A 23,950-nucleotide genomic window follows, 5' to 3' on the forward strand; every position below is an offset into this window, starting at 1 on the left:
CTTACTCACCGAGGAGCGACTTGCGTGTTGCATCCGTCGCACTCAGGACCAGTAAGCCGCGCGGTGAGGTGGCAATGGTTGCCGCCTGTCCGCGTGCCTGTCGTTTCAGGGAGTCAATGCGTTCCTGTTGCGCTGTCTCCTCAGCCGTCGGGGCGGCAGTGGTCGTCTCGATGGGCGTGACCACCGCTGGTGCTTCGGCCGTCTTGGGTTTCGGCGTTTTGATTAGGCCTCCCATTGGGCTGTCCTCCTGATCGGTNNCACTTACAAACGGTGAAGGCGATGGACGCACGTGGGGCGGCCGATGAAAGGGATATATACCTTTAATGGGGCCATAGTCNNAAGATTTTTTTCCTTCTCTTCGTAATTGGATGACGCCAGGACGATGGAGAAAGCGGTATAACTGCCAGGGGGTGAATACCCGCGGCGCTCGCAGCCCAAGAACCCGCTTGACCGTCTCGACGCAGGTAAAGGGACGCAAAGGTGCACAGCGTAGGGGAGGGACGTGAGCCACGGTCGCGACGACGATGAACCCGTGATTCCGGTACCATGTCACCAACTCGCCGGCCGACCATCCTACCGCCGCATCCAGGTCAGTATGGTGTGAGAGAGGGTTACAAATAATCCAGATGTCACTCCGCTGTACGGCGACAAAACAGTGACGAAATCCTCGACGCAACAAACGAAGCCATCGCAAGCTTGCATCATCGCTAAAAACAACAAGTGCCGGTAAACCATCGCTGCACCTATATAGCGACGCATCGCCGTTTCTGTTGTCGCTAATACTGTTTGTAGTCAACCAACGATGCCTTTACTACGCAATATTGTGCTGAGTCGATCCAGCGCTTCATCCCACAACCGCGCTGAGTTCTGCTCATCGCGGCAGCGTGCATCGGGAGGATGGCCGCGCAGACCAAAGGTACCGAGCACCGACATATGCGGTCGGCTGAGGACGCCACGCCGGTGCAGCGTCGCGGCCGCTACGTAGATGTCATCCGGATCGCAGGGTCGCTGCGGACCGCCGCTGTCGCTGAATCGCGCACCATCGCGGCGAACTTGCTGGCAACGGACAAACCAGAACCATGCCTCCTCGGCGCTGGCGAAGCACGCTGAGACGGCGAAGGTTTGCGAGGAAGCGTAGGTGCGAACGTTTGCCATGAGCCCTCACGGAACGAAACATGTATATGCGCAGCGTATCCGCTTTTCATCCTATGTCAATTATTTTATAGGGAAATGTACCTGGTGCAAGGTCGGGCCGAATGTGGGATAATTAGCCCATGTCTAGGCATCAGGACATCTGGCGTGCAATTGATCGGCTGGCCGAGCGGCACGGTCTGACGCCCTCTGGTCTTGCCCGCAAAGCCGGGCTCGATCCCACCACCTTCAACAAGAGCAAGCGCATCACCCGCGACGAGCGAGCGCGATGGCCGAGCACCGAAAGCATCGAGAAAATTCTTGATGCCACTGGCGCCACCTGGGGCGAATTCGTCTCCTTCATGAACGAAGGAACGTTCAAGAACATTCCCCTGATTGGCTTCGCCCAGGCTGGTGCCGCCGGCTTCTTCGACGACGCCGGCTATCCGGCGGGGGCAGGTTGGGAGGACATTCCGTTTCCGGACATTGGCGATCCGCACGCCTATGCGCTCGAGATCAGCGGCGACAGCATGGAGCCGGTTTATCGCGACGGCGATGTGGTCATCGTCTGCCCACAAGCGCCGCTTCGTCGCGGCGACCGCGTCATCGTCAAGACGCGCGAGGGCGAGATCATGGCCAAGATTCTAAAGCGCAAAACGTCTAACAAGTACGAATTGCGCTCCTTGAATCCGGAGCATCCAGACCGTTGGCTAACCACTGAAGAAGTGGAGTGGGTCGCTCGCATTCTGTGGGCAACGCAGTAGTCCGCTGCGCTCGGCCTCGTCGCTGATAAGCTTCCATCTTGACATTGATGTAGGCATATGATCCTATGGCGGGTCGAATCTCGGCTTAAGGATCCTCCGTGTCATCGCCGCCTGCAACCCTCGCCGATTTACATCGCTGCTACGATGGACCAATCCCCGACGGCCTTCGCGATCAAGCCCTCGCCGGCTCTTTGCTGACCGTGCCAACGCTGCGTCAGCGCGCTAATCGCGACCTCGACCAACTGGCCCTTGCAACCAGCCGATCGCTTGCCGGCTGGCGCGCCGCGGCACGAGGCATCGATGCCGCCCTATGCGCGGCGGCTGATCCAGCGCCGGTACGCCTCGCCCAGGCATTGCGGTCACATCGCGAAACCGCCGTGGCGTTGCACGCCAAGCGCTGAGAAAAGAGCGAATTTGTGTTACGATCATTCCAATAACTCAACCGGGAGGATCGTGATGACGGGCATTTCGCTGGCGACGCCTGCGGGCGCGCCCGTAGAGATTTCACCTGAGGTAGTGGATAAGCTGAAACGGGAACTCCGCGGAGCACTGCTGACGCCCGCTGATCCCGGCTACGACGACGCGCGCTCGGTGTGGAACGCGATGATCGACAGACGGCCGGCGCTGATTGTCCGCTGCGCCGGCGCCGCCGATGTGCTTGCCGCAGTTCGTTTCGCCCGAGATTATGGCCTACTGCTCGCGGTGAAGGGAGGCGGACACAATATCGCCGGCAGCGCCGTCTGCGACGGTGGACTGATGCTGGATCTGTCGCTCATGCGCTCGGTGCACGTGGATCCCTGGAACCGTACCGCCCGCGTCGAACCCGGTGCCATCCTCGCCGATCTCGACCGGGAAGCGCAGGCGTTCGGCCTCGCCACGTCGCTCGGCATCAATTCCACCACCGGCGTCGCCGGCCTGACACTCGGCGGTGGCTTCGGCTGGCTCAGCCGTAGCTTTGGCCACACCATCGACAATCTTCTTGCGGTCGACGTGGTGACCGCCGCCGGCCAATTGGTTCGCGCCAGCGCCGAAGAGAATGCCGACCTGTTCTGGGGCCTGCGTGGCGGCGGCGGCAACCTTGGCATCGTTACCTCCTTCACTCTTCAACTCCACCCGCTCGGTCCGACGGTGCTGGCTGGTCTGATCGTCTACCCCTTCAGTGAGGCGCCGGAGCTGCTTCGCCGCTATCGCACCTTCGTCGCTGCAGCGCCGGATGCACTGACGGTGTGGACGGTTCTACGTAAAGCGCCACCGCTGCCCTTCCTGCCTCCCGATGTTCATGGCAAGGAGGTGGTGGTCTTTGCCCTCCTGTACGCCGGCGACGTGACCGAGGGCGAGCGGGCGATTGCACCTCTCCGCGCCTTCGCCACCCCGGTGGGAGAGCATGTCGGACCGCTACCGTTTTGCGCCTGGCAGGCGGCATTCGATCCGCTACTGACCCCCGGAGCCCGCAACTACTGGAAGTCACATGATTTTGCCGAGCTGAGCGACGCTGCGATCGACCTCATGGTCGACTACGCGCGGAAATTGCCGTCGCCGGAATGCGAGATCTTCATCGCCCACCTAGACGGTGCCGCCGGACGGGTGGCCTCAGAGGCAACGGCGTTTCCCCATCGCGACGCCACGTTTGTCCTCAACGTGCACGGCCGCTGGCGGAACGCCGACGATGACGACGGCTGTATCGGCTGGGCGAGACGCTTTTTCGCCGCCACGGCGCCGCACGCCACCGGCGGCGTCTACGTCAACTTCATGACCGACGACGAACAGGACCGCGTCCGCGCCGCCTATGGCGCCAATTATGACCGGCTGGCCGCTCTGAAGGCGAAGTACGATCCCGACAACCTGTTCCAGGTTAACCTGAACGTAAAACCGGCGGTCTGATCCGGAGCCGGCAGCCGTGGCGGGCAGTAGGGCGGGTCAACTCCCGCCCTAGCAGCCTGTCGGACTTAACGCGAGGCGGAGCTGTGGGTTATAGAATCCGGGCATGGATTCACGCCCCCGGCCCGGACCTCTTCGGCATGAGCAACTTCCGCCCGATCGACCGCGACAGCGGATTTCTGATGCCGCCGTCGGTGGACGAGTGGCTTCCGCAGCGGCACTTGGCGCGGTTCGTGGTGGAGGTGATCGCGGGGCTGGATCTGCGGCCGATGACCGGCAGCTACCGTGGCTCTGGGGAAGCGTCCTACCACCCCAGCCTTCTGCTGGGCATTCTGATCTACGGCTACGCCACCGGGGTGTTCTCCAGCCGCAAGCTGGAGCGGGCGACCTATGACAGCGTGGCGTTCCGCTTCATCGCGGCGAACGATCATCCGGACCATGACACCATCGCCGCGTTCCGCCGACGCTTTCTGCCGCAGATCGAGAAGCTGTTCGTCCAGGTGCTGGTGCTCGCGCGCGAGATGGGCGTGCTGAAGCTGGGAACGGTCGGGCTCGACGGGACCAAGGTCCACGCCAATGCCAGCCGGCACAGCGCGCTGTCCTATGACCATGCGGGCAAGCTGGAGGCCCAACTGCAGGCCGAAGTGGCCGATCTCATGGCCAAGGCAGAAGCGGCGGACCAGGTGGACATCGCTGACGGCATGTCGATCCCCGACGAATTGGCGCGACGTGAGGAACGGTTGTCCAGGCTCGCCGAGGCCCGGGCGAAGATCGAGGCCCGCGCGAAGGAACGCTTCGAACGGGAGCAGGCAGACCATCAGGCGAAACTCGCAGCACGGGACGCCAAGGCAGCGGCCACCGGCAAGAAGCCCACGGGCCGTGAGCCGAAGCCGCCGGTGGCGACGCCGCTGCCCACGGATCAGATCAATCTGACCGACGAGGAAAGCCGCATCATGGCGGTGGCGGGCGGCGGTTTTGAGCAGTGCTACAATGCGCAGGCGGCGGTGGCGGCGGGCAGTCTGCTGGTGGTGGTCGCCGACGTGGTGCAGGCGCCCAACGACAAGCAGCAGCTTACACCCATGCTGGACAAGATCGGCACTCTGCCGGACGTGCTCGGCAGGCCGGACATGCTGTTGGCGGACAATGGCTACTTCAGCGAGGCGAATGTGCAGGCCTGTGTGGCCGGCGGGATCGAACCGCTGATCGCACTTGGTCGCGAGGCGCATCATCTCAGCCTGCAAGAGCGCTTCGCTGCGGCGCCACCGGCGCCCGAAGACCCCACCCCGGTTCAGGCGATGGCGTATCGGCTGCGCACGCCGCAGGGCCGCGCGCTCTACGCCCTGCGCAAGCAGACGCCCGAGCCAGTGTTTGGCATCATCAAGTCCGTGCTGGGGTTCCGGCAGTTCCTGCTGCGCGGGCTCAATGCCGCCCGTGGCGAGTGGAGGCTTGTGACCATGGCATGGAACCTGAAGCGGATGTTCGCCCTCAGCCGCGCCGTCTAGCCTGCGCGGCCAGTTCCGCAGGCGCGCCAGCGCGACCGCACCGCCCAAAATGGCGCTGACAGAGGCGCCGACGCACCGATCCCTACGCAGGTCCGGCGACGCCCGAGACGCAAGTCCGACAGGCTGCTAGGCGTGCTACTGGATCGAGAGGATGAAGCGGCGGTTGAGCGGCTGGATCGGACGGGCATTGTTCGGGAACAGCTTGGCGAAGGCGGCGATCTGCGCTGCCGACGCGGTCACCGGTTCCTTGAGGACAACCCAGTTGACGATCTCCGAGCACGGCGGCGTCGTCAGCGATCCTTCGTAACGGTAAGCGGCAGAAGAACTCGGCAGCAACCCCTTGGCGTCGATGCTTGAAACCAGCGGCTTTTCGCCTTCGTGCTCCGGCATCGCTGCCCACAGCGGGGCGAGCACCGAGTTCTCGGTGCCTTCAACCAAGAAGACGCCCAGCACGGTGAGCCCGTCGCCGCTCGTCGCCTTGTGGACGAAGTGAACCTCCATCGGCGATCGTTTGCCGTCAACAGCGTGCTCGCTCAGATGGTGGAAGTGAAACTGCGCCAGTTTGTACTCGGCACCGTCGAGCGACAGGCCGCCCGCGTCGGGCGTGTTGATCTGAATGGTATGGCCGTTGTTGAGGATAATTCCATGGCTGATTGGTTGCCAATTGACGCTCGCGGCATCCAATTCTGCGGTGATGGCATGGCTGAGATCGATCGGTGATTGCTGCCTGCCGGTGCCGCACACTGCATAGGCGGACTCCAGTTCACCCCAGGCCGCGGGACCGTTGCTGCCTTCGTACGACCAGTGCGGCTTGGCATCGGAAGCGACAGCGCTGCGGCCGAGAAGTCCGGCGCAGAGCGGGCACGCAACAATACCCATCACGCCATGGACAAAAGTGCGCCTGTTCATGGATCATCCTCCCTGTTTCTTATCGCTGCTCCCTTGTCCCATAGCGGCCCATTTGGGGTCAACACTGTGCGTCTGGATAGACCGTGACGACCTAACAATGCGCCTAACAGCAATCGCCATCACGGCGCGCCACCACGATTGCTGGCAACATTGATGGCATGCATCCTCGCCCGCCCTTCTTCTCAACGTCATGGCCGTCCTTGTCGCGGCCATTCACGGCAACGCTTACAGCCGTGGTGCACAGTGTTCATTGAGCATCGCAGCGTGTGCTCACGGCTCCCCATTGCGATAGCGGACCGCGCCACGCCATTCGTCAAAGGAGGTTAACCGTAAAGAAGTAACACCCGCCTGGCACCAGCAAACGCCGGCCTTTGGCTATCGCCGATCCCCTGCTAATCGATCCGGCAAACAGAGTAGAGTTATGAAAGTTGAGGTTTCTATAACATCGTAGGGTAGGTCATGACCCAACAATTGGCGACGGCGGCGGGCGAAATGGTGGGTCGCGAACCGCGCTTCCCTTGCTTACACTACCCCTGAACAACCCCAGGATCTTCTCCACGGCCAGAGTTACCGTCAGGCGGCCGTCGTGGAGGTCGTGTTCAATGGTTGGCAGGGCTTCCTTCACCGATGGGTGGTTGACCAAATCTGACATCAGGCGGTCCTGCAGCGTCGCCCACATGAACTTGATCCGCTGCTTGCGGCGTTTCTCCTGAAATTCCCCCGACGCATCCAGTTTCGAGCGGTATTCGCTCAGCTTCGCCCACACCTCATCGAGGCCCTTGTTGTGCAGGGCCGAAGCCATGACCACCGGCGGTGCCCAATTGGGGCTGCGCTGCTGCATGATATGCAGCGCGTTACGGTAGTGAACAACTGCCTGCCTGGCGCGAATCTCGTTGTCGGCGTCGGCCTTGTTGACGACGAGCATGTCGGCCATCTCGAGCACGCCCTTCTTGATCCCCTGCAGTTCGTCGCCGGCGCCCGGCAGCATCAGCACCAGGAAGAAGTCGGTCATGTCGGAAACAGCCACCTCCGACTGGCCGGCGCCGACCGTCTCCACCAGGATGACGTCGAAGCCCGCCGCCTCGCAGGCGACAATGGTCTGCCGCGTCGTCCGGGTGACCCCACCCAGGGTGCCGCCGGATGGCGACGGCCGGATGAAGGCGTTCTCCTGGACGCTGAGCTGCGCCATCCGCGTCTTGTCGCCGAGGATGCTGCCGCCGGTGAGCGGGCTCGTCGGATCGACCGCCAGCACCGCCACCCGCTTGCCGGCGTCGATCAGGTTGCAGCCGAACGCCTCGATGAAGGTGCTCTTGCCGACGCCGGGAACGCCGGTGATGCCGATGCGGAACGCCTTGCCGGAATGGGGAAACAGCTTGAGGCTGAGCTCGGCGGAGAGCCGCTGGTGCGCAGGATTGCGGCTTTCGATCAGAGTGATGGCGCGTCCCAGCATCGAGCGGTCGCCAGCTAAAACGCCTGCTGCCAGCGCATCGACGTCGGGACGGCGGGCGACGGCCGACGAGCGTGGCGGTTGCGCAATCGTCGCCGCCGGCGGTTCCTCACTCACCGCCATCAAACCGTCGGTGGTCCTTGTCATGACAATCCCTCCCTTGCTCCGCTTGGCCAGTCCGGCCCGGAACCCGGGTCGCGGGGCGTCGCGGCCGGGCATCGGGGAGGAAGGCCTCTCCGATGCCCGGCCGCTGCCGTTTAGGCCGCTTCGCTGGTGTAGCCCAGCTTCTTGTTCAGCGCGTTCACCAGCGTGATCGCCGCTTGGCTGATCACCGTGCCTGGCGGGTAGATCGCCTCGGCTCCGGCGGCATAAAGCGCTTCATAGTCCTGCGGCGGGATAACGCCGCCAACGACGATGAGGATGTCCTCGCGGCCGAGCGCCGCCAGTTCCTTTTTCAGCTCCGGCACCAGCGTCAGGTGCCCGGCCGCCAGCGAGCTGGCACCGACCACGTGGACGTCGTTTTCCACCGCTTGGCGCGCCACTTCGCCCGGAGTCTGGAACAAGGGACCGATGTCGACGTCGAAGCCGAGGTCGGCGAACGCCGAGGCAATCACCTTTTGGCCACGATCGTGCCCGTCCTGGCCCATCTTGGCGATGAGGATACGCGGGCGCCGGCCATCATTGGCCTCGAAGGTTTCGACCATCTTGTGCACTGTCTTGACCACGTCGGACTTCTCCCCGACCTCGCCGCTATAGACACCGGAGATCGCCTTGATCTCCGCCTTATGGCGGCCGTAGACCCTCTCGAGGGCGAACGAGATCTCGCCAACCGAACACTTGGCGCGGGCAGCTTCGACGGCGAGCTGAAGAAGGTTACCTTCGCCGGTTTCGGCGGACTTTGTCAGCGCATGCAACCGCTGCTCGACCACCTGCGGGTCGCGCTCCTTGCGCAGCTGTTCGAGCTGGGCGATCTGCTGGGCACGCACCTGGGCGTTATCGACCTTGAGGACGGGGACGTCCTCCTTTTCGGACAGCAGGAACTTGTTGACGCCGACCACCGTCTGCCGACCGGAGTCGATACGCGCCTGCGTCCGCGCCGCTGCTTCCTCGATGCGTAGCTTGGGGATGCCAGCCTCGATCGCCTTGGTCATGCCACCCGACTGCTCGACCTCCTGGATGTGACCCCAGGCCTTCTCAGCCAGCTCGCGGGTCAGCCGCTCGACGTAGTAGGAGCCGCCCCACGGATCGATGACCTTGGTGGTGCCGCTCTCCTGCTGCAGGAACAGCTGGGTATTGCGGGCGATGCGTGCCGAGAAGTCGGTCGGCAGCGCCAGCGCTTCGTCGAGGGAGTTGGTGTGCAGCGATTGGGTGTGCCCCTGGGTAGCGCCCATTGCTTCAACGCAGGTGCGCACGACGTTGTTGAACACGTCCTGCGCCGTCAAGCTCCAGCCGGAGGTCTGCGAGTGGGTGCGCAGTGCCAGCGACTTGTTGTTCTTCGGCTCAAATTGATTGATCAGCCGCGCCCACAGCAGCCGGGCGGCACGCATCTTCGCCACTTCCATGTAGAAGTTCATGCCGATCGCCCAGAAGAACGACAGCCGTGGCGCGAACTTGTCGATGCTGAGTCCCGCCTTCAATCCGCAGCGGGCATATTCGACACCGTCTGCCAGCGTGTAGCCCATCTCCAGGTCTGCCGTCGCCCCCGCCTCCTGCATGTGGTAGCCGGAGATCGAGATTGAGTTGAACTTCGGCATGTTCTGCGAGGTGAAAGCGAAGATATCCGAAATGATCCGGATCGATGGCGACGGCGGGTAAATGTAGGTGTTGCGGACCATGAACTCCTTGAGAATATCGTTCTGGATGGTCCCGGCAAGTTGCTCGTGCTTCACCCCCTGCTCTTCGGCGGCGACAATATAGAGTGCCAGGATCGGTAGCACCGCACCGTTCATCGTCATCGACACGCTCATCTGGTCGAGAGGGATGCTGTCAAACAGCACCCGCATGTCCATGATCGAGTCAATGGCAACGCCGGCCATGCCGACGTCACCCGCTACCCGCGGATTGTCGGAATCGTAGCCGCGGTGCGTAGCGAGGTCGAAGGCGACCGACAGACCCTTCTGCCCGGCCGCGAGGTTGCGACGGTAAAAGGCGTTGGAGTCCTTAGCGGTGGAAAAACCGGCATATTGGCGGATCGTCCACGGCTGGGTGACATACATCGCCGGGTAGGGGCCGCGCAGGTAGGGCGGAATGCCGGCCATCGTATCGAGATGGTCGATGCCCTCAAGGTCAGCGGCGGAATAGAACGGTTTGACTGGGATCTGCTCCGGCGTCACCCACGTGAACGCCTCAGGCGGCTGGCCGCTTTCGGCGCGAAAGCGTTCGGCCCAGGCGGCATAATCACGACCGTTCCCGGCAGGCGGCAGGTTGCCGGATAGCAGCGGAACTTGGGTGAAATCGGGAAACGCGGCCATGGTCAGATCACTCCCAGGTGGGCGAGAACCGATCGGTTGGTCTGCAGAACGTCACCGCCCATGAAGATGAAGTCGTCAATGCCTGCAGTCTTATACAGGTCTTTCTTGTCTCCGGGGGCGCCGGCGAGAAACAGGTAGCTGCACCCGGCAGCCTTCAACGCCTGCGCCGTCGGCTCCGCCAATTGCTCATAGACCGAGTCCGAAGAGCAGAGGACGGCAACCTGGGCTCCACTGTCCTTGAAGGCCTCGACGCACGCGGCGGCCTCGTTGAAGCCGGCATTGCCGATCGCCTCAAGGCCTGCGACCTCGAAGAAGTTCTTGGCAAAAGTGGCCCGGCCGGTGTGCTGGGCGACGGGGCCGAGGTTTGCGAGGAAGATCGTCGGCCGGACGCCAGTTTTCGCCTTGTAGGCATCAGCAGCGTCGCGCAGGTCCTCAAACTGCTCGGCAACCCGGTGTCGCGGCAGTGCCGTCACCGTTGTTGCCGTTCCGGCGAGGGCGCCGGCGAGTTGGCCTATGGTCGCACCCGCTGCCGCCGCAGCTGCCGCAGCCGGAGCAACGCCACCGGCCGCAGCCGTTTTCACTGCATCGACGACGCTTGACGAAACGCGGCTGGTCTTCATCCGGTCCACCGCAGCGCGCCAGATGCCCAGCATGTCCGGCTGTTCCACGTCGACCGGCGCCTCCAGCACGTTGGGGAACTCGCTGACGCCAGTCACCGGATCACGCCGCTTGGCCAGCGCTCCTTCCCGCTCCTTCCAGGAGGAGGCGATCTTCTTGGCGATGCTGCCGTCCTGGATCCCGGCAAGGATACCGCCGGCCTTCTCGATCGCCTGGAACTCCGCCCAGGCAACCTTGGCCAACTCGTCGGTACGGCTTTCCACGTACCAGGAACCGCCGGCAGGATCGATCACCTTGGCGAGGTTGGATTCCTCGGCAAGGATGATCTGGGTATTGCGGGCAATACGCCGGCCCAGCTCGGTGGCATAACCAATTGCGGCATCGAACGGCCGCACGGTGACGGAGTCGGCACCACCGACCGCGGCAGCGAAGCAGGCCACCGTTGTCCGCAGCATGTTCACCCAAGGATCACGCTTGCTGAACATCCGCAAAGCGGTGACCGCACCGAGGCGCATCGCCCGCGCCGGCTCCGNACGCACACCGCACGCCTCGGCAATCCGTGCCCACATCTTGCGAGCAGCGCGCAGCTTGGCAATGGCGAGGAACTGATCGCAGGTGACAGGATAGGTGAACAAGATCTGCCGGCACGCATCATCGACGGAAAGTCCGGCAGCGGTCATAGCCTTCAGATAGGCCAGCGCCGTAGCCATCGAGATGGCCAGGTCTTGACTCTCGTTGGCCCCTGCATCGTGGTACGGCGAGGTATCGACGGCAACCGCGGTCGCCTGCGGCCAAGTCTTGGCGGTATAGGCGGCGAGATCGGCCATCTGCGCCAGCGCTACGTCCGGAGCAACTGGCAGGGAGCCGCTGCCAGCCAGCACTCCCAGCGGGTCGGCGTTGAAGGCACCCTTCGCCGCGGTAGGTCCAACACCACGGCGGCGCCACAGGGCGTCGAGCAGGGCGGCACCGGCGACAAACTGGGCGCCGGACCCGAGCGAGATCGTCATCAGTTCGGGAAGCACGCCGGTAAGCAGCCGGTCGAAGTCGTCGAGTGAGGCAATCGCGACGCCATTTGCGCCGACCAAGGCGTCGGCGCCATCCTGGTCGGGATCAAGCCCAGCCTTCGCCGCGGCATCGAAGACAATGTGGACCGAAGTCACGCCGCGCGAGAGATCGCTGAGGATAAGATCGTTGCAGCGTGACGGATCTGGATAGTCGTACGACTGCCGCATGTCCCAGTCGTTTACTCGGTTACCGGCGGCGCGGCTGCCGCGGGTGAACGGCATGAAAGCCGGAAAGCCGGAAGGGTCGTCTGTCGCTGGCCAATCCTGAGCTGTATAGATTGGCCTGAGGGTGACACCTTCATAAGTCTTTGTGTACATTCGTTTGTCAAAGGGAGCCCCCTTCAACGCCTTCTCCACTTCTGCCACCCATTGATCATAGGTAGGCAGGGAAAAGCCTTCGGCAAATTTTATTGGCTGATCGGTCATGGCAGTCCCGCGCTCAACTCCGGTTCAGACGGCATGGCGTTCCCGTAGCGCCGGCGGGCCTCCTACCCAGACGACACCACACTGCGACGTCCCGTCGCAATCTTCGTCGCGCCACCCTAAGACCGCCGGCAAAAACCGTCAAGGAGAGCCCTCAGTGCCCGACAATCTCTTCGACCGCTCGCTTTCAGATACTAGGCGAGTCAGGAATTCCTGGGCATGAGCGTGATGAAGACCACGCGTCCAGCCAATCGCGGCGACTGGCAGGCGAATACATCGCGTGTGCTGCCGGCAATAAAAGTGGCCGGAGGGATAAACCCTCCGGCCCCAGGTCAGCCGGGTCAGGATGAAAGGGAGAGCGAGACCGATGGGCGAACCCAGCGCGCCGCGCTACTGAACTGTTTCGCCATGGAGCGAGATGTCGAGACCGGCGACTTCCGATTCTTCATCCACACGCAGGCCCATAACGAGATCGATCACCTTAAGGATGATGAAAGTGGCGATAGCACACCAAATGATGGTCACGAGGCAACCTTCCACCTGCAACCACACCTGACCAGCGTTGCCCTCGAGCAGACCAGAGGTACCGCCGATCGCTTTTTCGGCAAACACACCGGTGAGGATTGCACCGATCAGACCGCCCGTTCCATGGACGCCGAAGACGTCGAGAGAGTCGTCATAGTTAAAGGCGTGCTTCAGCCAGACCGCACCGATATAGCAACCAACGCCAGCACCGATGCCGATGAACAACGCCCCCATCGGACCGACAAAACCTGATGCCGGGGTGATCGCCACCAGACCGGCGACTGCGCCGGAGATGATGCCCAGCACGCTCGGTTTGCCGCGCAGGATCCATTCGACGAACATCCAGGTCATCGCCGCCACGCCAGTCGCAATCTGCGTGGTGGTCATCGCCATACCCGCCCGCGCGCCCGAGGCGACCGCGGAGCCGGCGTTGAAACCGAACCAGCCGACCCACAGCAGCGAGGCGCCGATCAGGCTGAGGATCAGATTGTGCGGCGCCATGTTGTCGACGCCGTAGCCTTTACGCTTGCCGATGACGATGCAGGTGACGAGGCCGGCAATACCGGCGTTGACGTGCACCACAGTTCCGCCGGCAAAGTCGAGAACGCCCATACCGCCGAGGAAGCCACCGCCCCATACCCAGTGCGCAATCGGTGCGTAGACGATGATCGACCACAATGTCATGAAGACCAGCATCGACGAGAACTTCATCCGGTCGACAAAGGCCCCGGTGATGAGTGCCGGGGTGATGATCGCAAACGTCATCTGGAACATCATGAACACCGACTCTGGAATCGTCGGCGCCAGTGGATGTGTGCCCTCCAGGCTCAGACCCCTGAGAAACACCTTATTGAGTGAACCAATGTAGGTATTGAGACTGCCGCCATCGCTGAATACCAGCGAATAGCCGATGACAAACCAAAGCACGGTGGCCAGCGCGCAGATGGCGAAGCTCTGTACTGCGACGTCGAGGACGTTCTTCTTGCGCACCATGCCGCAGTAGAACAAGGCGACGCCCGGGATGGTCATCATCAACACGAGGGCCGTTGACGTGAGCATCCATGCGGTATCACCAGTATCAATCACCGGTGCTGCGGCAGTGGTAATGTTTACCGTTTCTTCAACAACCGTCGAGTCTTGCGCCAGGGCCGCGCCAGCAGAGGCAAGCAGCGCCATTGCTGCAAGACCCCATGGCCCCATGACTTTTCGTGTAGCGTTCATTGTTCTCTGCTCTCCTTGCAGCAATCGTACAGGTTGTCACGCTCCCTGCGGGACGTGCCCCCGGCCTCTATGATCCACTCACCCCCGCTCTGGGCATCGTGCTCCCGTATCGCCACGCGAACGGCGGTTTCACGTGACGAACCGTCGTCCAACGCCAGGACTCCCCGAGCAGCCAACACGGTCGCTACCGATGTGCGATCGGTACAACGGCAGATGGTCTGAAGGAGAGTCCACGGTGAATGGCCCTGAAACGTCGATAAGTGCTAGTGGGCAGGATGCGTCACAGTGCATCCCCATCGGTATCGCGCCGGTGCGAATACGCACCGCCTTTGACACGTCCATGACGAAAATCTTGCCATCACCGATCTTCTCGGTGCGGGCGGAACCAATCACGGCCTCGACGACACGCTCTGCCAGATCGTCGCTGACAACGATTTCCAGCTTTATCTTGGGCAGAAATTGCACGGTGTATTCGGCGCCGCGGTAGATTTCGGTTTGCCCTTTTGCCGGCCAAAACCTTTGACTTCGGTAACGGTCATGCCATGTACCCCAAGCGAGGTGATCGCTTGGCGCACTTCATCCAGTTTGAACGGCTTGATAATCGCCATAATCATTTTCATCGTTTTGACCCTTTGTTGGCCTGTAGGTGCCTCGGACGCGAACGCCGCGGTCGTCTCACGCGAAGCTGCTCTGTTCGATCCCGAGGTTTACCCCCTCTTCGGAACCACCCCGGTCTTGCGGTCCTCTTCCTTCACGAACCATGCCACCTCGGCGTGTGGCAAAAAAACTATTGTTAATCAGTTCACTATAATCATTTTGGAAGAAAATCCTGGCATCGCCTGCAATATGAGCAATATAAGACCTGCCTAACTTATGGGCAGTTCGGGACAAAAGATCATCGCTAGTCTCATCACCGGCTGGACAGCACGATCACCATCTCGCGCTTGATCCGCCGGGTAATCGGCATAAAAAGAGCGTCGAAGGATTCAATGTCACTGCAAAGCGCCGGAACGATAAGCCGTATGGAATCGCTTGAGAGCAATGCCACGGGGCGAACAAATCAGCCGCTGTGGGCAGACGTGCTGATCATCGGCGGTGGCTTCGTCGGCAGCACCCTCGCCATCGCCCTCGCTGACGCTGGATTGACCGCCATGGTTGTTGAAGCCGGGGTGCCGGACGCTGCCCTGTCTCCCCAATTCGATGGCCGCGCCTCAGCGATCTCACTTTCTTCGCAGCGGCTGCTCAACCGGCTGGGCATTTGGCAGGATCTTGCTGCCGACGCCGGGCCGATGCTGGACATTCGCGTCGCCGACGGCAACTCCCGGCTTTTCCTCCATTACGATCACCAGGAAATTGGTGATCAGCCTTTCGGCTACATGCTGGAAAACCGCCACCTACGCCAGGCCATCCTTGCCCGGATGCGGCAGACGCCAGGGGTGCGGCTGATGGCGCCGGCACGGGTCAACGGTCTCGACTGCGGCGCTCGCGGCGTCACCGCGACCCTAGCTGATGGCAGACAGTTGAAGGCGCGGCTTGCTATTGCAGCTGACGGCCGCGACTCCCGTACGCGCGAGGCCGCCGGAATTCGCATCACCCGCTGGAGTTACCAGCAGACTGCCATCGTTTGCACGGTACGCCACCAGCGGCCGCACTGTGGTGTTGCCCACGAGCACTTCCTCCCCGCGGGGCCCTTTGCCATTCTGCCGCTCACACCGGGCGATCGGTCATCCATCGTCTGGACCGAACGCGCCAAACTAGCGCCCTTGATCATGGCCGGAAGCGATGCGNNCAGTTTCTCGACGAGCTTACGCCGCCGATTCGGTGATTTCCTCGGCGAAATCCACATTGAGGGCCCGCGTTTCTCCTACCCGCTGTCGCTGCAATATGCGGAACGGAGCGTCGGGGAGCGACTTGCTCTCGTCGGCGATGCTGCGCATGCCATGCATCCGATCGCCGGTCAGGGCCTGAACATGGGTTTTCGCGATGTTGCTGCCCTGGCCCATGTCCTGGCCGATGCGCGCGCTCGGCGGCGTGATTTGGGTGCACGCGCAGTACTGGCGCGCTACCAACGCTGGCGGCAGTTCGATAACACGCTGATGCTGGCACTCACCGACGGCCTGACGCGGCTCTTTTCCAACGACATAGCGCCCATTCGGGCGGCGCGCGACCTCGGCCTCGCCGCCGTCAACCGGATGCCAACGCTAAAGCGAGTGTTCATCCGCCACGCCATGGGCATCGTCGGCGATCTGCCGCGACTGATGCGCGATTAACGACCTGGACGAACTTGGGTGAAGATGGGTAGGCGCGGTGACGCCAGCAAGCAGCACCACCATTCGTTGACTGTAATTAGCTGACTGCAGCTGCAGCACGTGGCAGCAGCAGGAAGTAGCGACCCGGCTGTTTCATCAGCCCCGCACGCAATTCCGCTTCGTCGCCCACGCCCCAGAAGACATCGCCGCGGATCGGCCCCTTGATCGCGCCGCCGGTATCCTGCGCCACCACCAGCCGATGCAGCGGCGCCCCGCCCTGCACCGGGTCCGTCGTTTCCAGCCAGATCGGCACGCCATACGGAACAAAGGAGGGATCAACGGCCAGACTGCGACCGGGCGTCAGCGCCACGCCATGCGCGCCGATGGGTCCGTCGCCGTCGAGAACGCGGAAGAACACGTAGGACGGATTCATGTTCATTAGCGCGTCCGCTTGGTTCGGATGGGCAATGAGCCAGTCCCGGATCGCTTGCATCGACATCTGTTCCGGAGTGACCTCGCCGCGACGGATCAACTCGCGACCGATCGGAAAATACGTGAAGCCGTTGTTGCCAGCGTAACCCACGCGCAGAACGCTGCCATCATCCAACCGCACCCTGCCGGATCCCTGAATCTGCAGAAAAAAACNACCGATCGGATCGTCGGTCCACACCAGTTCAAGCCCGCGCCCGGCCAGCGCCCCAGCTTCGATCTCCGCCCGGCTCGGCAATTTGCGTCCGGTGTTGCCGGGTGCCCGGTAAAGCGGTGTGCTGAAGCGTTCGCTGCGCCGATAGGAGCCGTTGAGCATCGGCTCATAGTAACCGGTGAACAGGCCCTCATTACTGCCGGCACTTTCCACCAGGTAAGGCACGAACCACTCTTCGAAGAAGGCGCGCGCCGCAGAGTCGTTGCTGCGGGTGCTGTTGGCGGCACTACAGGCCCGCTGCCAATGACCAGAGACACCGAAGGGACCGCCGTTGCCGCTGTTGGCGACAGCACGCTTGCCGGAGATGTTGGTGCATGAACGGCGAAATGCCTGCAGCGCCTGCGCGTGATTGTCGTAGGACCAGTTCGGCAGATCACCAAAGGTAACCGGCATCAATTGAAAGCCGCCCATAGTGACGGAGGGTGCTGCCGCAGGCGGCGGCGGTGGCACAGCCGATGGCCGGCTAGAGGATGAATACGCTGGCGGCGTTGATTCGCAACCAACAACGGCAGCCAGCAACGACAGAACAAGGGCGCAGCGCCACCCCTGATGCCATACCATGGACCACATGCGCTCCACCCCTCGCATCCTCTGCCTCACAGAAACTTTGTTGAGTTCACTCAGGAGCGCCAGTGGCGACAAGTGTCCAGTTAGGATCGCCCGCGCGGGTATCGCGGGCAAAGGTCCAGAAGTCAGTCACGTCGCTGACCGTGTTGGGATCGCCCTCAATAACCGCACCCTGGGCGTCGCGCACCACGCTAAGTTGCTGGCTAACAAACTTGACCGTCAGATGCGCTGTTCGTCCGGCCATGTAGGCTTCAACAAAATCGGCAGAGAGAATGCCCACCAGCGTTGTTTCCAGCTTCTCGCCGGCCTGCTGACGCTCGTGAATTGTCTGTTCGAAATTCTTGAACACGTCGCCGCTAAGCAGAGGCTGCAGACTGCCGGTGTCGCCGTTAACGAACGCCTGCAAAATCCATTCGAACGCCTTGCGCGCTCCGGCAAGAAACTCGTGCTGATCAAAGGACGGATCAGCCACCCGAATCTGGGTCAGACCGGCTTCAAGTGAGGCTGGTGCAACCGACAGGCCATCCGGCGCCGCATCCGCAGCATCGGCTTCGCCACGGTCCATCTTGCCGTTGGCCGACTCCGGTGTCCGGTCTGCTTTTGGCGGAAAGGCGAGCGGTTCTTCGCGCTTGCCTTGAAAGCCATCACGCCGTCCCAGCACGCTGCGCAGCCGTAACACGAGAAAGGCCGCGACCAACGCAAACAGAACAATGTCTAGATAGTAACCGTCACCCATACCGATTTACGCGCAGCCACAGGTGTGCTGCCCAATGGGGTGGGAAGAAACGCATGACCCACCCTACTGGTTCGCTGGCTTCAGGTCCAGGGTCGCTTGCGCTTTTTCCGCGCTACCGCTAGCGCCATCGCCTGCACATTCCCCATCTCCTCCCCTATGAACACTCTGATCGCCTTGGCCTTCGTCGCCTTGCCCTTCCTCGATATCGCCTCGCTGATCAAGGCAGGGTCCCTCTTTGGCTTTCTGCCAACCGTTGGTCTTGTCCTCGGAGCAGGCCTCCTCGGTACGTGGCTCGTTCGCCACCAGGGATTGACCATCGGGCGCTCGGTGCAGGCAACCCTAGCGGCGGGACGACTGCCGGTGGTGGAAGCCTTCGACGGTGCCTGCCTCCTGATCGCCGGAGGATTGTTTCTGTTTCCGGGGTTAGTAAGCGACGTCGTCGCCCTTGCCTTGCTGATTCCAGGCGTGCGTGCGGCGCTGCGCCGGATGCTGGCGAGGCGAATACGCGAGGAAGCAGCCACGGTCCTCTGGACCAGCGGGCCAGGTGGTATCCCCCAGCCGATGGACGGTGGCGACGTCATCGACGCTGATTATGAGGTCGTTCGCAGCGAGAGCGATTCGCCGTCGCCAGCCCGGGCTGCACCGCCAGCCGCTCTGCCTCCCGGCTCGGCCGAACCGCCGACGATTGTTCGTCCCAAGGATCCGTGCTAGCGAGAGGCACGTTACACGGACAGGCAACGACGCAATCAGGGGCGCAAGCAATGAGTAATGCAACCAGCGGCAAGACCGATGGCGGAATGCCGGCGGGTGACGGGCAGGCATCGGCCGAGCAGCGTCCGCCGATCGTTATAAATGCCCAGTACGTCAAAGACTTTTCCTTCGAAGCGCCCACGGCACCGGCCATCTTCCCACAGCTGCAACGCCAGCAACCCGACATCAACGTCAAGGTTGACGTTCAGGCGCGTGCGCTCGATGTGGCAAACAGTTTTTACGAGGTGCTGCTGCAGATATCATCAGAGTGCAAGGTTGGCGATGACGTGGCGTTCGTCGTCGAACTCACCTATGGCGGCGTCTTTACTCTCAATGTCCGCCCGGAAGACGTCCGGCCGGTGCTGTTGATCGAGTGCCCGCGGCTACTTTTCCCCTTCGCCCGGCATGTGGTTGCTACGGCAACGATGAATGGCGGCTTTATGCCATTGATGCTGGGACCGATCGATTTCGTTAATCTCTACCAAAGCCAGGCGGCGGAAGCCCAAGGCGGCAGCGAGCCCGTCACCCTCGTCTAATCAGGCGTGAGCGCCAAGCCGGTCAACCGGCGTCGGCGCTTCTTCCGCCTGTACTCGATCCGGATTCAACGTTCATTGGCGAGCGCGGGCATCAGTTCCAGCCACAGCGGATTCTTCAGCTTTAGCACCAGAGCGACGTGAGCGGCTGCCTCCTCGGCCGAGGGTTCGATCAGCCGTGGTGTTCGCACTGGTGCGGATGCCTTCTGCGCTGCGGCGCGATTGCGCACCAAGGTCAAGGTGGGCTCACGGCCCCCACGCAGTTGCACGTANNCCTGCGCCAGGAGTTGTGCATCCTTGAGCGCGCCGTGCAGGGCCCGATCAGCAAGATTGATATCGAAGCGGCGGCATAGGGCGTCCAGGTTGGCCAGTGCGCCGGGAAATTTCTCCCGCGCCAAGCGCACCGTGTCGATTGCCCGGCTCGCCGCCAACGGTGGCCGTCCCAAGCGCTTCAACTCGGCATTGAGAAACCCCAGATCGAACGCGGCGTTGTGAATGACCAGCGTCGCGTCGCCAAGAAACGCCAGCATTGCGTCCGCCACCTCGGCGAACCGTGGTTTGTCGGCAAGAAAGGCTTCCGACAGGCCATGCACTGCAAACGCCTCGGCCGGCATGGATCGATCCGGGTTGAGATAACAATGATAGGTTTCCCCGGTGGGAACGTGATTGCAGAGCTCAACGCAGCCGATTTCGATGACGCGGTGCCCGGCTGCCGGGTCGAGGCCAGTGGTTTCGGTGTCGAGGGCGATTTCACGCATGCGATTTGCTTACTTGATGGCGACGAGCGCGGTCAACGGGCAGAGCGTCACAGTGACCAGCACCGCCGCGCACCAGCGTAGCGACAATATGAGCGATGTGCTGTCGGGTAAGTGCTTTACCCAGTCCCGAGGGAATGACGAAATCGGCACGACGACGCTTCTGTGCATCGGGCAGCTGACGCGCCAGGATGGCAACGACGCGCGCCTCGCTGAAGTTCGGCCGGTGGCGCAACCGTTGCCACTGCAGGAACAAGGGTGCAGAAACCACGGCGACAGCGTCACACGTGCGCTCGGAACTGGTCTCGTAGAGAAGTGGAATGTCGAGCACCACAAGCGGCGTGCCACGTCGCCGCTCCAGCGCCAGAAACCGCTCCCGCGCCTCGCGAACCAGTGGGTGCAGAATCTGTTCTAGCCGGTGCAGCAGGGTGGCGTCGGCAAAGACGCGCGCTCCCAATAGCGTCCGGTCCACTCGCCCGTCGGCAACGACCCCGGAAACATCCGGTCAATGGCCGCTACCGCGGCACCACCACGATCGAGCAGGCGGTGCACTGCCTGATCCGCGTCGTAGACGGGTACGCGCAGGCGGCGAAACATGGCCGCGGCGGTACTCTTGCCCATGGCGATGGAGCCGGTCAGGCCGAGAATGATCATTGGCGGGGAGACCGGCAAGAACGAACGTGCGCAGCTCTGCCGTCACCTCCGGGTCGACGCCGAACCAAGCGGCGAAGCCGGCGCGCGCCTGATGCAGCAGCATGCCGAGGCCATCAACGATCCGATGACCACGATCGGCCGCATCGCGCAGCAGCGGTGTCAGCAGCGGCGTATAGACAATGTCGGCAACCACCGCGTCCGCCGGCAGCGTCGACAGCGACAACGGCAACGGCGGCTGTCCCCGCATCCCCAGGCTGGTGGTATTGACCAAGAGCGACACCCCGGCGAGCGACGCCTCACGCTCATCCCAGCTGAGCACCCGTGCTCCTTGAGCAAAGGCCGCCACCAACGCCTGTGCCCNGTTACGGTTGCGGTTGACCAAGCNGATCTCGGCAAATTCCATGCTCTGAAGCGCATCGACGACGGCGCGCGCNNTGCCCCCGGCACCCAGCACCAACGCCGTTGCTCGCCTCCCGGACCATCCTGGCAGAGCTTCACGTAGGCTTTCCGCAAAGCCGTAGCTATCGGTGTTCCGACCTTCAATGCGTCCATCAGAGGCGAAAACCAGAGTGTTGACCGCGCCGATGCGTGCCGCTTCGGGTGAGATGCGGACAAGAAACGGCAGAACCGCCTGTTTATGCGGTACTGTCACGTTGGCGCCGACGAAACCCAGCTTCGGCAACGCCAGAAGCGCTTCGGTCAAATCTGGCGGCGATACCGGCAACGGCACATACGCGCCATCAATGCCGTAGCGGCGCAACCAGTAGCCGTGCAGCCGCGGTGACAACGAATGCGCCACCGGCCAACCGATCACCCCGGCAACGCGCGCCTTGCCGCTCAACGCCGGTGCGTTGCCTTCATCGCTCTTTCATGCTGACTCTGCGTTCCCCAAGCCTAATACGTCGCAAAGACCAAACCTGCCTCGTAGCGAAGAAAGGTCAGAAATGGCAGCAGCGGCAAGCCCAGAATGGTGAAGTGGTCGCCTTCCACCCGTTCAAACAACCGAATTCCCAAGCCCTCGATCTGGTAGGCGCCGACGCTGCTGCAGGCATCATCACCGATCAGATCGAGATAGCTTTCAAGCAAGGCATCGTCAAAGGGCCACATGGTCAGCATTGCTGTGTCCACCGCTTGCCACAGGGTCGCCCCGTCGCGGACCACCGCGGCGCCGCTGATCAGTCGGTGCTTCCCACCTCGCAGCGATGCAAGGACTGCACGTGCCTCGTCGCGGTTCCCCGCTTTCGTCAACCAGCGACCCTCATACTCAAGCAGCTGATCGGCGCCGAGAACCAGAACACCCGGGTGTCGCGCCGCCACCGCCGCCGCCTTGGCACCGGCCAGGGTGATCGCGGTCGCCTCGGTTGTNNTCAGCCCCTCCGCCCGGCAGCGCTGCTTTAGCACCGCCTCATCCACGTCCGCCGCGTCACAGCGAAAATCCAGGCCCGCACGTGTCAACATGTTGGCACGGGTCATGCTTGCCGATGCCAGAACAAAGAAAGAGGACGTTTTGCGACACATTCTTTTCATCCCGCGGTCGTAACTGCCCCCAACCCCCCGGGGCATAAGGCCGGGACAAAATATGGACGACAGATTCTGCCGCCAGAGGCTGGGGATAGTCCGAGCGATTCGCGGCAAAATGCGCACGGGTGAATCAGGTCACTGGCGAAGCGTGAGTCATGGGGACAGTAGCCTGGAAGCAGGACGGTGCCCTCGCTTTCCCCGCTTGCTGCCCCGCCGCACATTGCCCGCCGGCAGCGGCAGTTGCCACGCTTATCCCCAGCTTTGCGGCGGTTTGTCCCCCATCCCAACCGGTGTCTGCCGACACCACCTGCGGCACGGGATATCCGCTCGCTAACAAATAATCCTCCTGATCTGACTGCCCTACTACACTCAACAACCTTTAAGTAAGATCTTTAGTATGATAGGGGAAAAAAGGAAAAGGTCGGGTGTGTCCGTGAGGGCATGATTTCCCGCCCGCCACAGCAACCGCCGCTGAGTATCACACCCTTGTCCAGCAAGCTCCTGATCGACACCCTGGCAGGACACTCGCAGGCACGCATTCCCTGCTGGTTTATGCGTCAGGCTGGTCGCTATCTGCCCGAGTATCAGCGGTTGCGGGCTGAGTATCCCGACTTCCTGCGCTTCTGCTACACCCCCGACGCCACCGTCGAGGCAGCGCTGCAGCCGTTGCGCCGTTTCCGTTTCGACGCAGCAATCCTGTTTAGCGATATCCTGGTGATTCCAGATGCGCTTGGCCAACCGCTCCGCTTTGCCGAGGGCGAGGGTCCGCTGTTGTCACCGATCCGCCATGTTGAGGCGATCCACGCGCTGCATCCGGCTCGAGTTGAGGCGCATCTGGCGCCGGTGATCGCGTCCGTCAGTCGGCTGGCGGCAGCGTTGCCAGTGGATGTGGCACTGATCGGTTTTGCCGGCGCACCCTGGACGCTTGCCCACTACATGGTTGAAGGCCGGGGCGGCAGCGATGGCGCCACCGTCCGCCGCTGGGCTTGGCGCGAGCCCGATACTTTCCAGGTGCTGATCACACTGCTGGTAGAGGTAATCGTTGCATATCTGCAGCGCCAGATCGAGGCGGGTGCCGAGGTGGTACAACTGTTTGACAGCTGGGCGGGCGGCCTTCCCGAGACGCAATTTCGCCGCTGGGTGATCGAACCGACGCGTCAGATCGTCGATAGGCTGCGGGCAGTGGCGCCGACGGTGCCGATCATCGGCTTTCCGCGCGGTGCCGGCGCCCTGTACGAAGCCTTTGTGCAGGAAACGGGCGTGAGCGCGGTCAGTCTCGATCAGGCGGTGCCGGCTGGCTGGGCAGCAAAAGCGCTGCAGCCCCACTGCGCCGTTCAGGGTCATCTCGACAACCAGCTGCTGCTGACCGACGGGGANGAACTGTCCTTCGAAACGGTGCGCATTCTCGAAGCCTTTGCCGGTGGGGCTCACGTCTTCAATCTCGGCCACGGCATTCTGCCCGAGACGCCAGTCGATCACGTGGGCGCGGTGGTCGAACTGGTGCGCGACTGGCGCCAACAGTAGGCAGA

21 protein-coding genes and 2 pseudogenes are annotated in these 23,950 nt (G+C 62.5%); 8 read left to right on the forward strand and 15 right to left on the reverse strand.

Translation table 11 applies throughout. From position 1 onward, the window contains the following. Position 1: 1 nt before the first annotated feature. Both HQ394_RS10240 and HQ394_RS10245 read right to left on the reverse strand, forming a co-directional pair. Positions 2-235, reverse strand: coding sequence for a hypothetical protein (locus tag HQ394_RS10240; RefSeq protein WP_190260173.1), 234 nt, complete (start codon positions 233-235; stop codon positions 2-4). A 557-nt stretch (positions 236-792) separates the two neighbouring features. Continuing rightward, positions 793-1,155 carry a hypothetical protein gene (locus HQ394_RS10245; RefSeq protein ID WP_190260174.1) on the reverse strand — a complete coding sequence of 121 codons (363 nt, stop codon included), beginning with the start codon at positions 1,153-1,155 and terminating at the stop codon, positions 793-795. 119 nt (positions 1,156-1,274) lie between these two features. On the opposite strand from HQ394_RS10245, the gene HQ394_RS10250 reads away from it, so the two are divergent. The 4 genes from HQ394_RS10250 (at position 1,275) to HQ394_RS10265 (ending at position 5,275) form a co-directional block, all read left to right on the forward strand. Then, entirely contained in the window at positions 1,275-1,895 is a 621-nt protein-coding gene (locus HQ394_RS10250) for a S24 family peptidase (RefSeq protein WP_190260175.1), read from the forward strand. A gap of 98 nt (positions 1,896-1,993) precedes the next feature. Continuing rightward, positions 1,994-2,296 (forward strand): hypothetical protein, encoded by a 303-nt coding sequence (locus HQ394_RS10255; RefSeq protein WP_190260176.1) that lies wholly within the window; start codon positions 1,994-1,996, stop codon positions 2,294-2,296. Positions 2,297-2,351: 55 nt separating this feature from the next. After that, complete coding sequence (locus HQ394_RS10260; RefSeq protein ID WP_190260177.1) at positions 2,352-3,776, forward strand: FAD-binding oxidoreductase; 1,425 nt, start codon at positions 2,352-2,354, stop codon at positions 3,774-3,776. 137 nt (positions 3,777-3,913) lie between these two features. Continuing rightward, a complete protein-coding gene (locus HQ394_RS10265) occupies positions 3,914-5,275 on the forward strand; it encodes an IS1182 family transposase (protein WP_190260069.1) in 1,362 nt (453 codons plus the stop codon). A gap of 135 nt (positions 5,276-5,410) precedes the next feature. Here HQ394_RS10265 and HQ394_RS10270 read toward each other — a convergent pair whose 3' ends face one another. The 6 genes and pseudogenes from HQ394_RS10270 to HQ394_RS19875 all read right to left on the reverse strand — a co-directional run bounded on the left by HQ394_RS10270 (position 5,411) and on the right by HQ394_RS19875 (position 14,573). Further along, positions 5,411-6,184 carry a carbonic anhydrase gene (locus HQ394_RS10270; protein ID WP_190260178.1) on the reverse strand — a complete coding sequence of 258 codons (774 nt, stop codon included), beginning with the start codon at positions 6,182-6,184 and terminating at the stop codon, positions 5,411-5,413. 457 nt (positions 6,185-6,641) lie between these two features. Further along, positions 6,642-7,778 (reverse strand): methylmalonyl Co-A mutase-associated GTPase MeaB, encoded by a 1,137-nt coding sequence (meaB, locus tag HQ394_RS10275; protein WP_223291491.1) that lies wholly within the window; start codon positions 7,776-7,778, stop codon positions 6,642-6,644. Between the two features lie 110 nt (positions 7,779-7,888). Then, positions 7,889-10,102, reverse strand: a complete 2,214-nt coding sequence (gene scpA / locus HQ394_RS10280; protein ID WP_190260179.1) for a methylmalonyl-CoA mutase — start codon at positions 10,100-10,102, stop codon at positions 7,889-7,891. 2 nt (positions 10,103-10,104) lie between these two features. Then, a complete protein-coding gene (locus HQ394_RS10285) occupies positions 10,105-12,210 on the reverse strand; it encodes a methylmalonyl-CoA mutase family protein (protein ID WP_190260180.1) in 2,106 nt (701 codons plus the stop codon). Between the two features lie 387 nt (positions 12,211-12,597). Continuing rightward, the gene (locus HQ394_RS10290) at positions 12,598-13,908 is read right to left on the reverse strand and encodes an ammonium transporter (RefSeq protein WP_223291492.1); all 1,311 of its coding nucleotides are present in this window, start codon (positions 13,906-13,908) and stop codon (positions 12,598-12,600) included. A 325-nt stretch (positions 13,909-14,233) separates the two neighbouring features. After that, positions 14,234-14,573, reverse strand: a pseudogene (locus HQ394_RS19875) (P-II family nitrogen regulator). Positions 14,574-14,975: 402 nt separating this feature from the next. On the opposite strand from HQ394_RS19875, the gene HQ394_RS10300 reads away from it, so the two are divergent. After that, positions 14,976-16,223: a UbiH/UbiF/VisC/COQ6 family ubiquinone biosynthesis hydroxylase gene (locus HQ394_RS10300; RefSeq protein ID WP_190260181.1), complete on the forward strand. Its 1,248-nt coding sequence runs from the start codon at positions 14,976-14,978 to the stop codon at positions 16,221-16,223. 76 nt (positions 16,224-16,299) lie between these two features. Here HQ394_RS10300 and mltA read toward each other — a convergent pair whose 3' ends face one another. Both mltA and HQ394_RS10310 read right to left on the reverse strand, forming a co-directional pair. Next, positions 16,300-17,493 (reverse strand): murein transglycosylase A, encoded by a 1,194-nt coding sequence (mltA, locus tag HQ394_RS10305; protein WP_456151414.1) that lies wholly within the window; start codon positions 17,491-17,493, stop codon positions 16,300-16,302. A 28-nt stretch (positions 17,494-17,521) separates the two neighbouring features. Continuing rightward, positions 17,522-18,208, reverse strand: a complete 687-nt coding sequence (locus HQ394_RS10310) for a Tim44/TimA family putative adaptor protein (protein ID WP_190260183.1) — start codon at positions 18,206-18,208, stop codon at positions 17,522-17,524. A 156-nt stretch (positions 18,209-18,364) separates the two neighbouring features. Between HQ394_RS10310 and HQ394_RS10315 the strand changes: the two genes are divergently transcribed. Beyond that, complete coding sequence (locus HQ394_RS10315; protein WP_190260184.1) at positions 18,365-18,919, forward strand: FxsA family protein; 555 nt, start codon at positions 18,365-18,367, stop codon at positions 18,917-18,919. 50 nt (positions 18,920-18,969) lie between these two features. Beyond that, positions 18,970-19,494, forward strand: a complete 525-nt coding sequence (gene secB / locus HQ394_RS10320; protein WP_407644695.1) for a protein-export chaperone SecB — start codon at positions 18,970-18,972, stop codon at positions 19,492-19,494. Positions 19,495-19,559: 65 nt separating this feature from the next. On the opposite strand, the gene dnaQ is transcribed toward secB, so the two are convergent. The 5 genes and pseudogenes from dnaQ to HQ394_RS10340 form a co-directional block, all read right to left on the reverse strand. Beyond that, positions 19,560-20,249 carry a DNA polymerase III subunit epsilon gene (dnaQ, locus tag HQ394_RS10325; RefSeq protein ID WP_190260185.1) on the reverse strand — a complete coding sequence of 230 codons (690 nt, stop codon included), beginning with the start codon at positions 20,247-20,249 and terminating at the stop codon, positions 19,560-19,562. After that, a complete protein-coding gene (coaE, locus tag HQ394_RS10330) occupies positions 20,242-20,703 on the reverse strand; it encodes a dephospho-CoA kinase (RefSeq protein WP_317628936.1) in 462 nt (153 codons plus the stop codon). The genes dnaQ and coaE overlap by 8 nt, the downstream gene beginning before the upstream one ends. After that, positions 20,658-20,900 (reverse strand): dephospho-CoA kinase, encoded by a 243-nt coding sequence (locus HQ394_RS20770; RefSeq protein ID WP_317628937.1) that lies wholly within the window; start codon positions 20,898-20,900, stop codon positions 20,658-20,660. Before HQ394_RS20770 ends, coaE begins: the two co-directional genes overlap by 46 nt. A 19-nt stretch (positions 20,901-20,919) precedes the next feature. Next, positions 20,920-21,741: pseudogene (locus HQ394_RS10335) on the reverse strand (shikimate dehydrogenase); the annotation flags it as partial. Between the two features lie 53 nt (positions 21,742-21,794). Further along, a complete protein-coding gene (locus tag HQ394_RS10340) occupies positions 21,795-22,463 on the reverse strand; it encodes a Maf family protein (protein ID WP_456151415.1) in 669 nt (222 codons plus the stop codon). A gap of 429 nt (positions 22,464-22,892) precedes the next feature. Between HQ394_RS10340 and hemE the strand changes: the two genes are divergently transcribed. Beyond that, positions 22,893-23,945, forward strand: coding sequence for a uroporphyrinogen decarboxylase (hemE, locus tag HQ394_RS10345; RefSeq protein WP_407644740.1), 1,053 nt, complete (start codon positions 22,893-22,895; stop codon positions 23,943-23,945). Positions 23,946-23,950: the final 5 nt, after the last annotated feature.

This window comes from Defluviicoccus vanus, from assembly GCF_014672695.1.
Taxonomy (GTDB): domain Bacteria; phylum Pseudomonadota; class Alphaproteobacteria; order Rhodospirillales; family Defluviicoccaceae; genus Defluviicoccus; species Defluviicoccus vanus.

Excerpts from the sequence above, each read along its gene's own strand:
- HQ394_RS10240 (WP_190260173.1), bottom strand. The coding sequence starts at position 235 with ATGGGAGGCCTAATCAAAACGCCGAAACCCAAGACGGCCGAAGCACCA.
- HQ394_RS10245 (WP_190260174.1), bottom strand. The coding sequence starts at position 1,155 with ATGGCAAACGTTCGCACCTACGCTTCCTCGCAAACCTTCGCCGTCTCA.
- HQ394_RS10250 (WP_190260175.1), top strand. The coding sequence starts at position 1,275 with ATGTCTAGGCATCAGGACATCTGGCGTGCAATTGATCGGCTGGCCGAG.
- HQ394_RS10260 (WP_190260177.1), top strand. The coding sequence starts at position 2,352 with ATGACGGGCATTTCGCTGGCGACGCCTGCGGGCGCGCCCGTAGAGATT.
- HQ394_RS10265 (WP_190260069.1), top strand. The coding sequence starts at position 3,914 with ATGAGCAACTTCCGCCCGATCGACCGCGACAGCGGATTTCTGATGCCG.
- HQ394_RS10270 (WP_190260178.1), bottom strand. The coding sequence starts at position 6,184 with ATGAACAGGCGCACTTTTGTCCATGGCGTGATGGGTATTGTTGCGTGC.
- meaB (WP_223291491.1), bottom strand. The coding sequence starts at position 7,778 with ATGACAAGGACCACCGACGGTTTGATGGCGGTGAGTGAGGAACCGCCG.
- scpA (WP_190260179.1), bottom strand. The coding sequence starts at position 10,102 with ATGGCCGCGTTTCCCGATTTCACCCAAGTTCCGCTGCTATCCGGCAAC.
- HQ394_RS10290 (WP_223291492.1), bottom strand. The coding sequence starts at position 13,908 with ATGGCGCTGCTTGCCTCTGCTGGCGCGGCCCTGGCGCAAGACTCGACG.
- HQ394_RS10310 (WP_190260183.1), bottom strand. The coding sequence starts at position 18,208 with ATGGGTGACGGTTACTATCTAGACATTGTTCTGTTTGCGTTGGTCGCG.
- HQ394_RS10315 (WP_190260184.1), top strand. The coding sequence starts at position 18,365 with ATGAACACTCTGATCGCCTTGGCCTTCGTCGCCTTGCCCTTCCTCGAT.
- secB (WP_407644695.1), top strand. The coding sequence starts at position 18,970 with ATGAGTAATGCAACCAGCGGCAAGACCGATGGCGGAATGCCGGCGGGT.
- HQ394_RS20770 (WP_317628937.1), bottom strand. The coding sequence starts at position 20,900 with ATGATCATTCTCGGCCTGACCGGCTCCATCGCCATGGGCAAGAGTACC.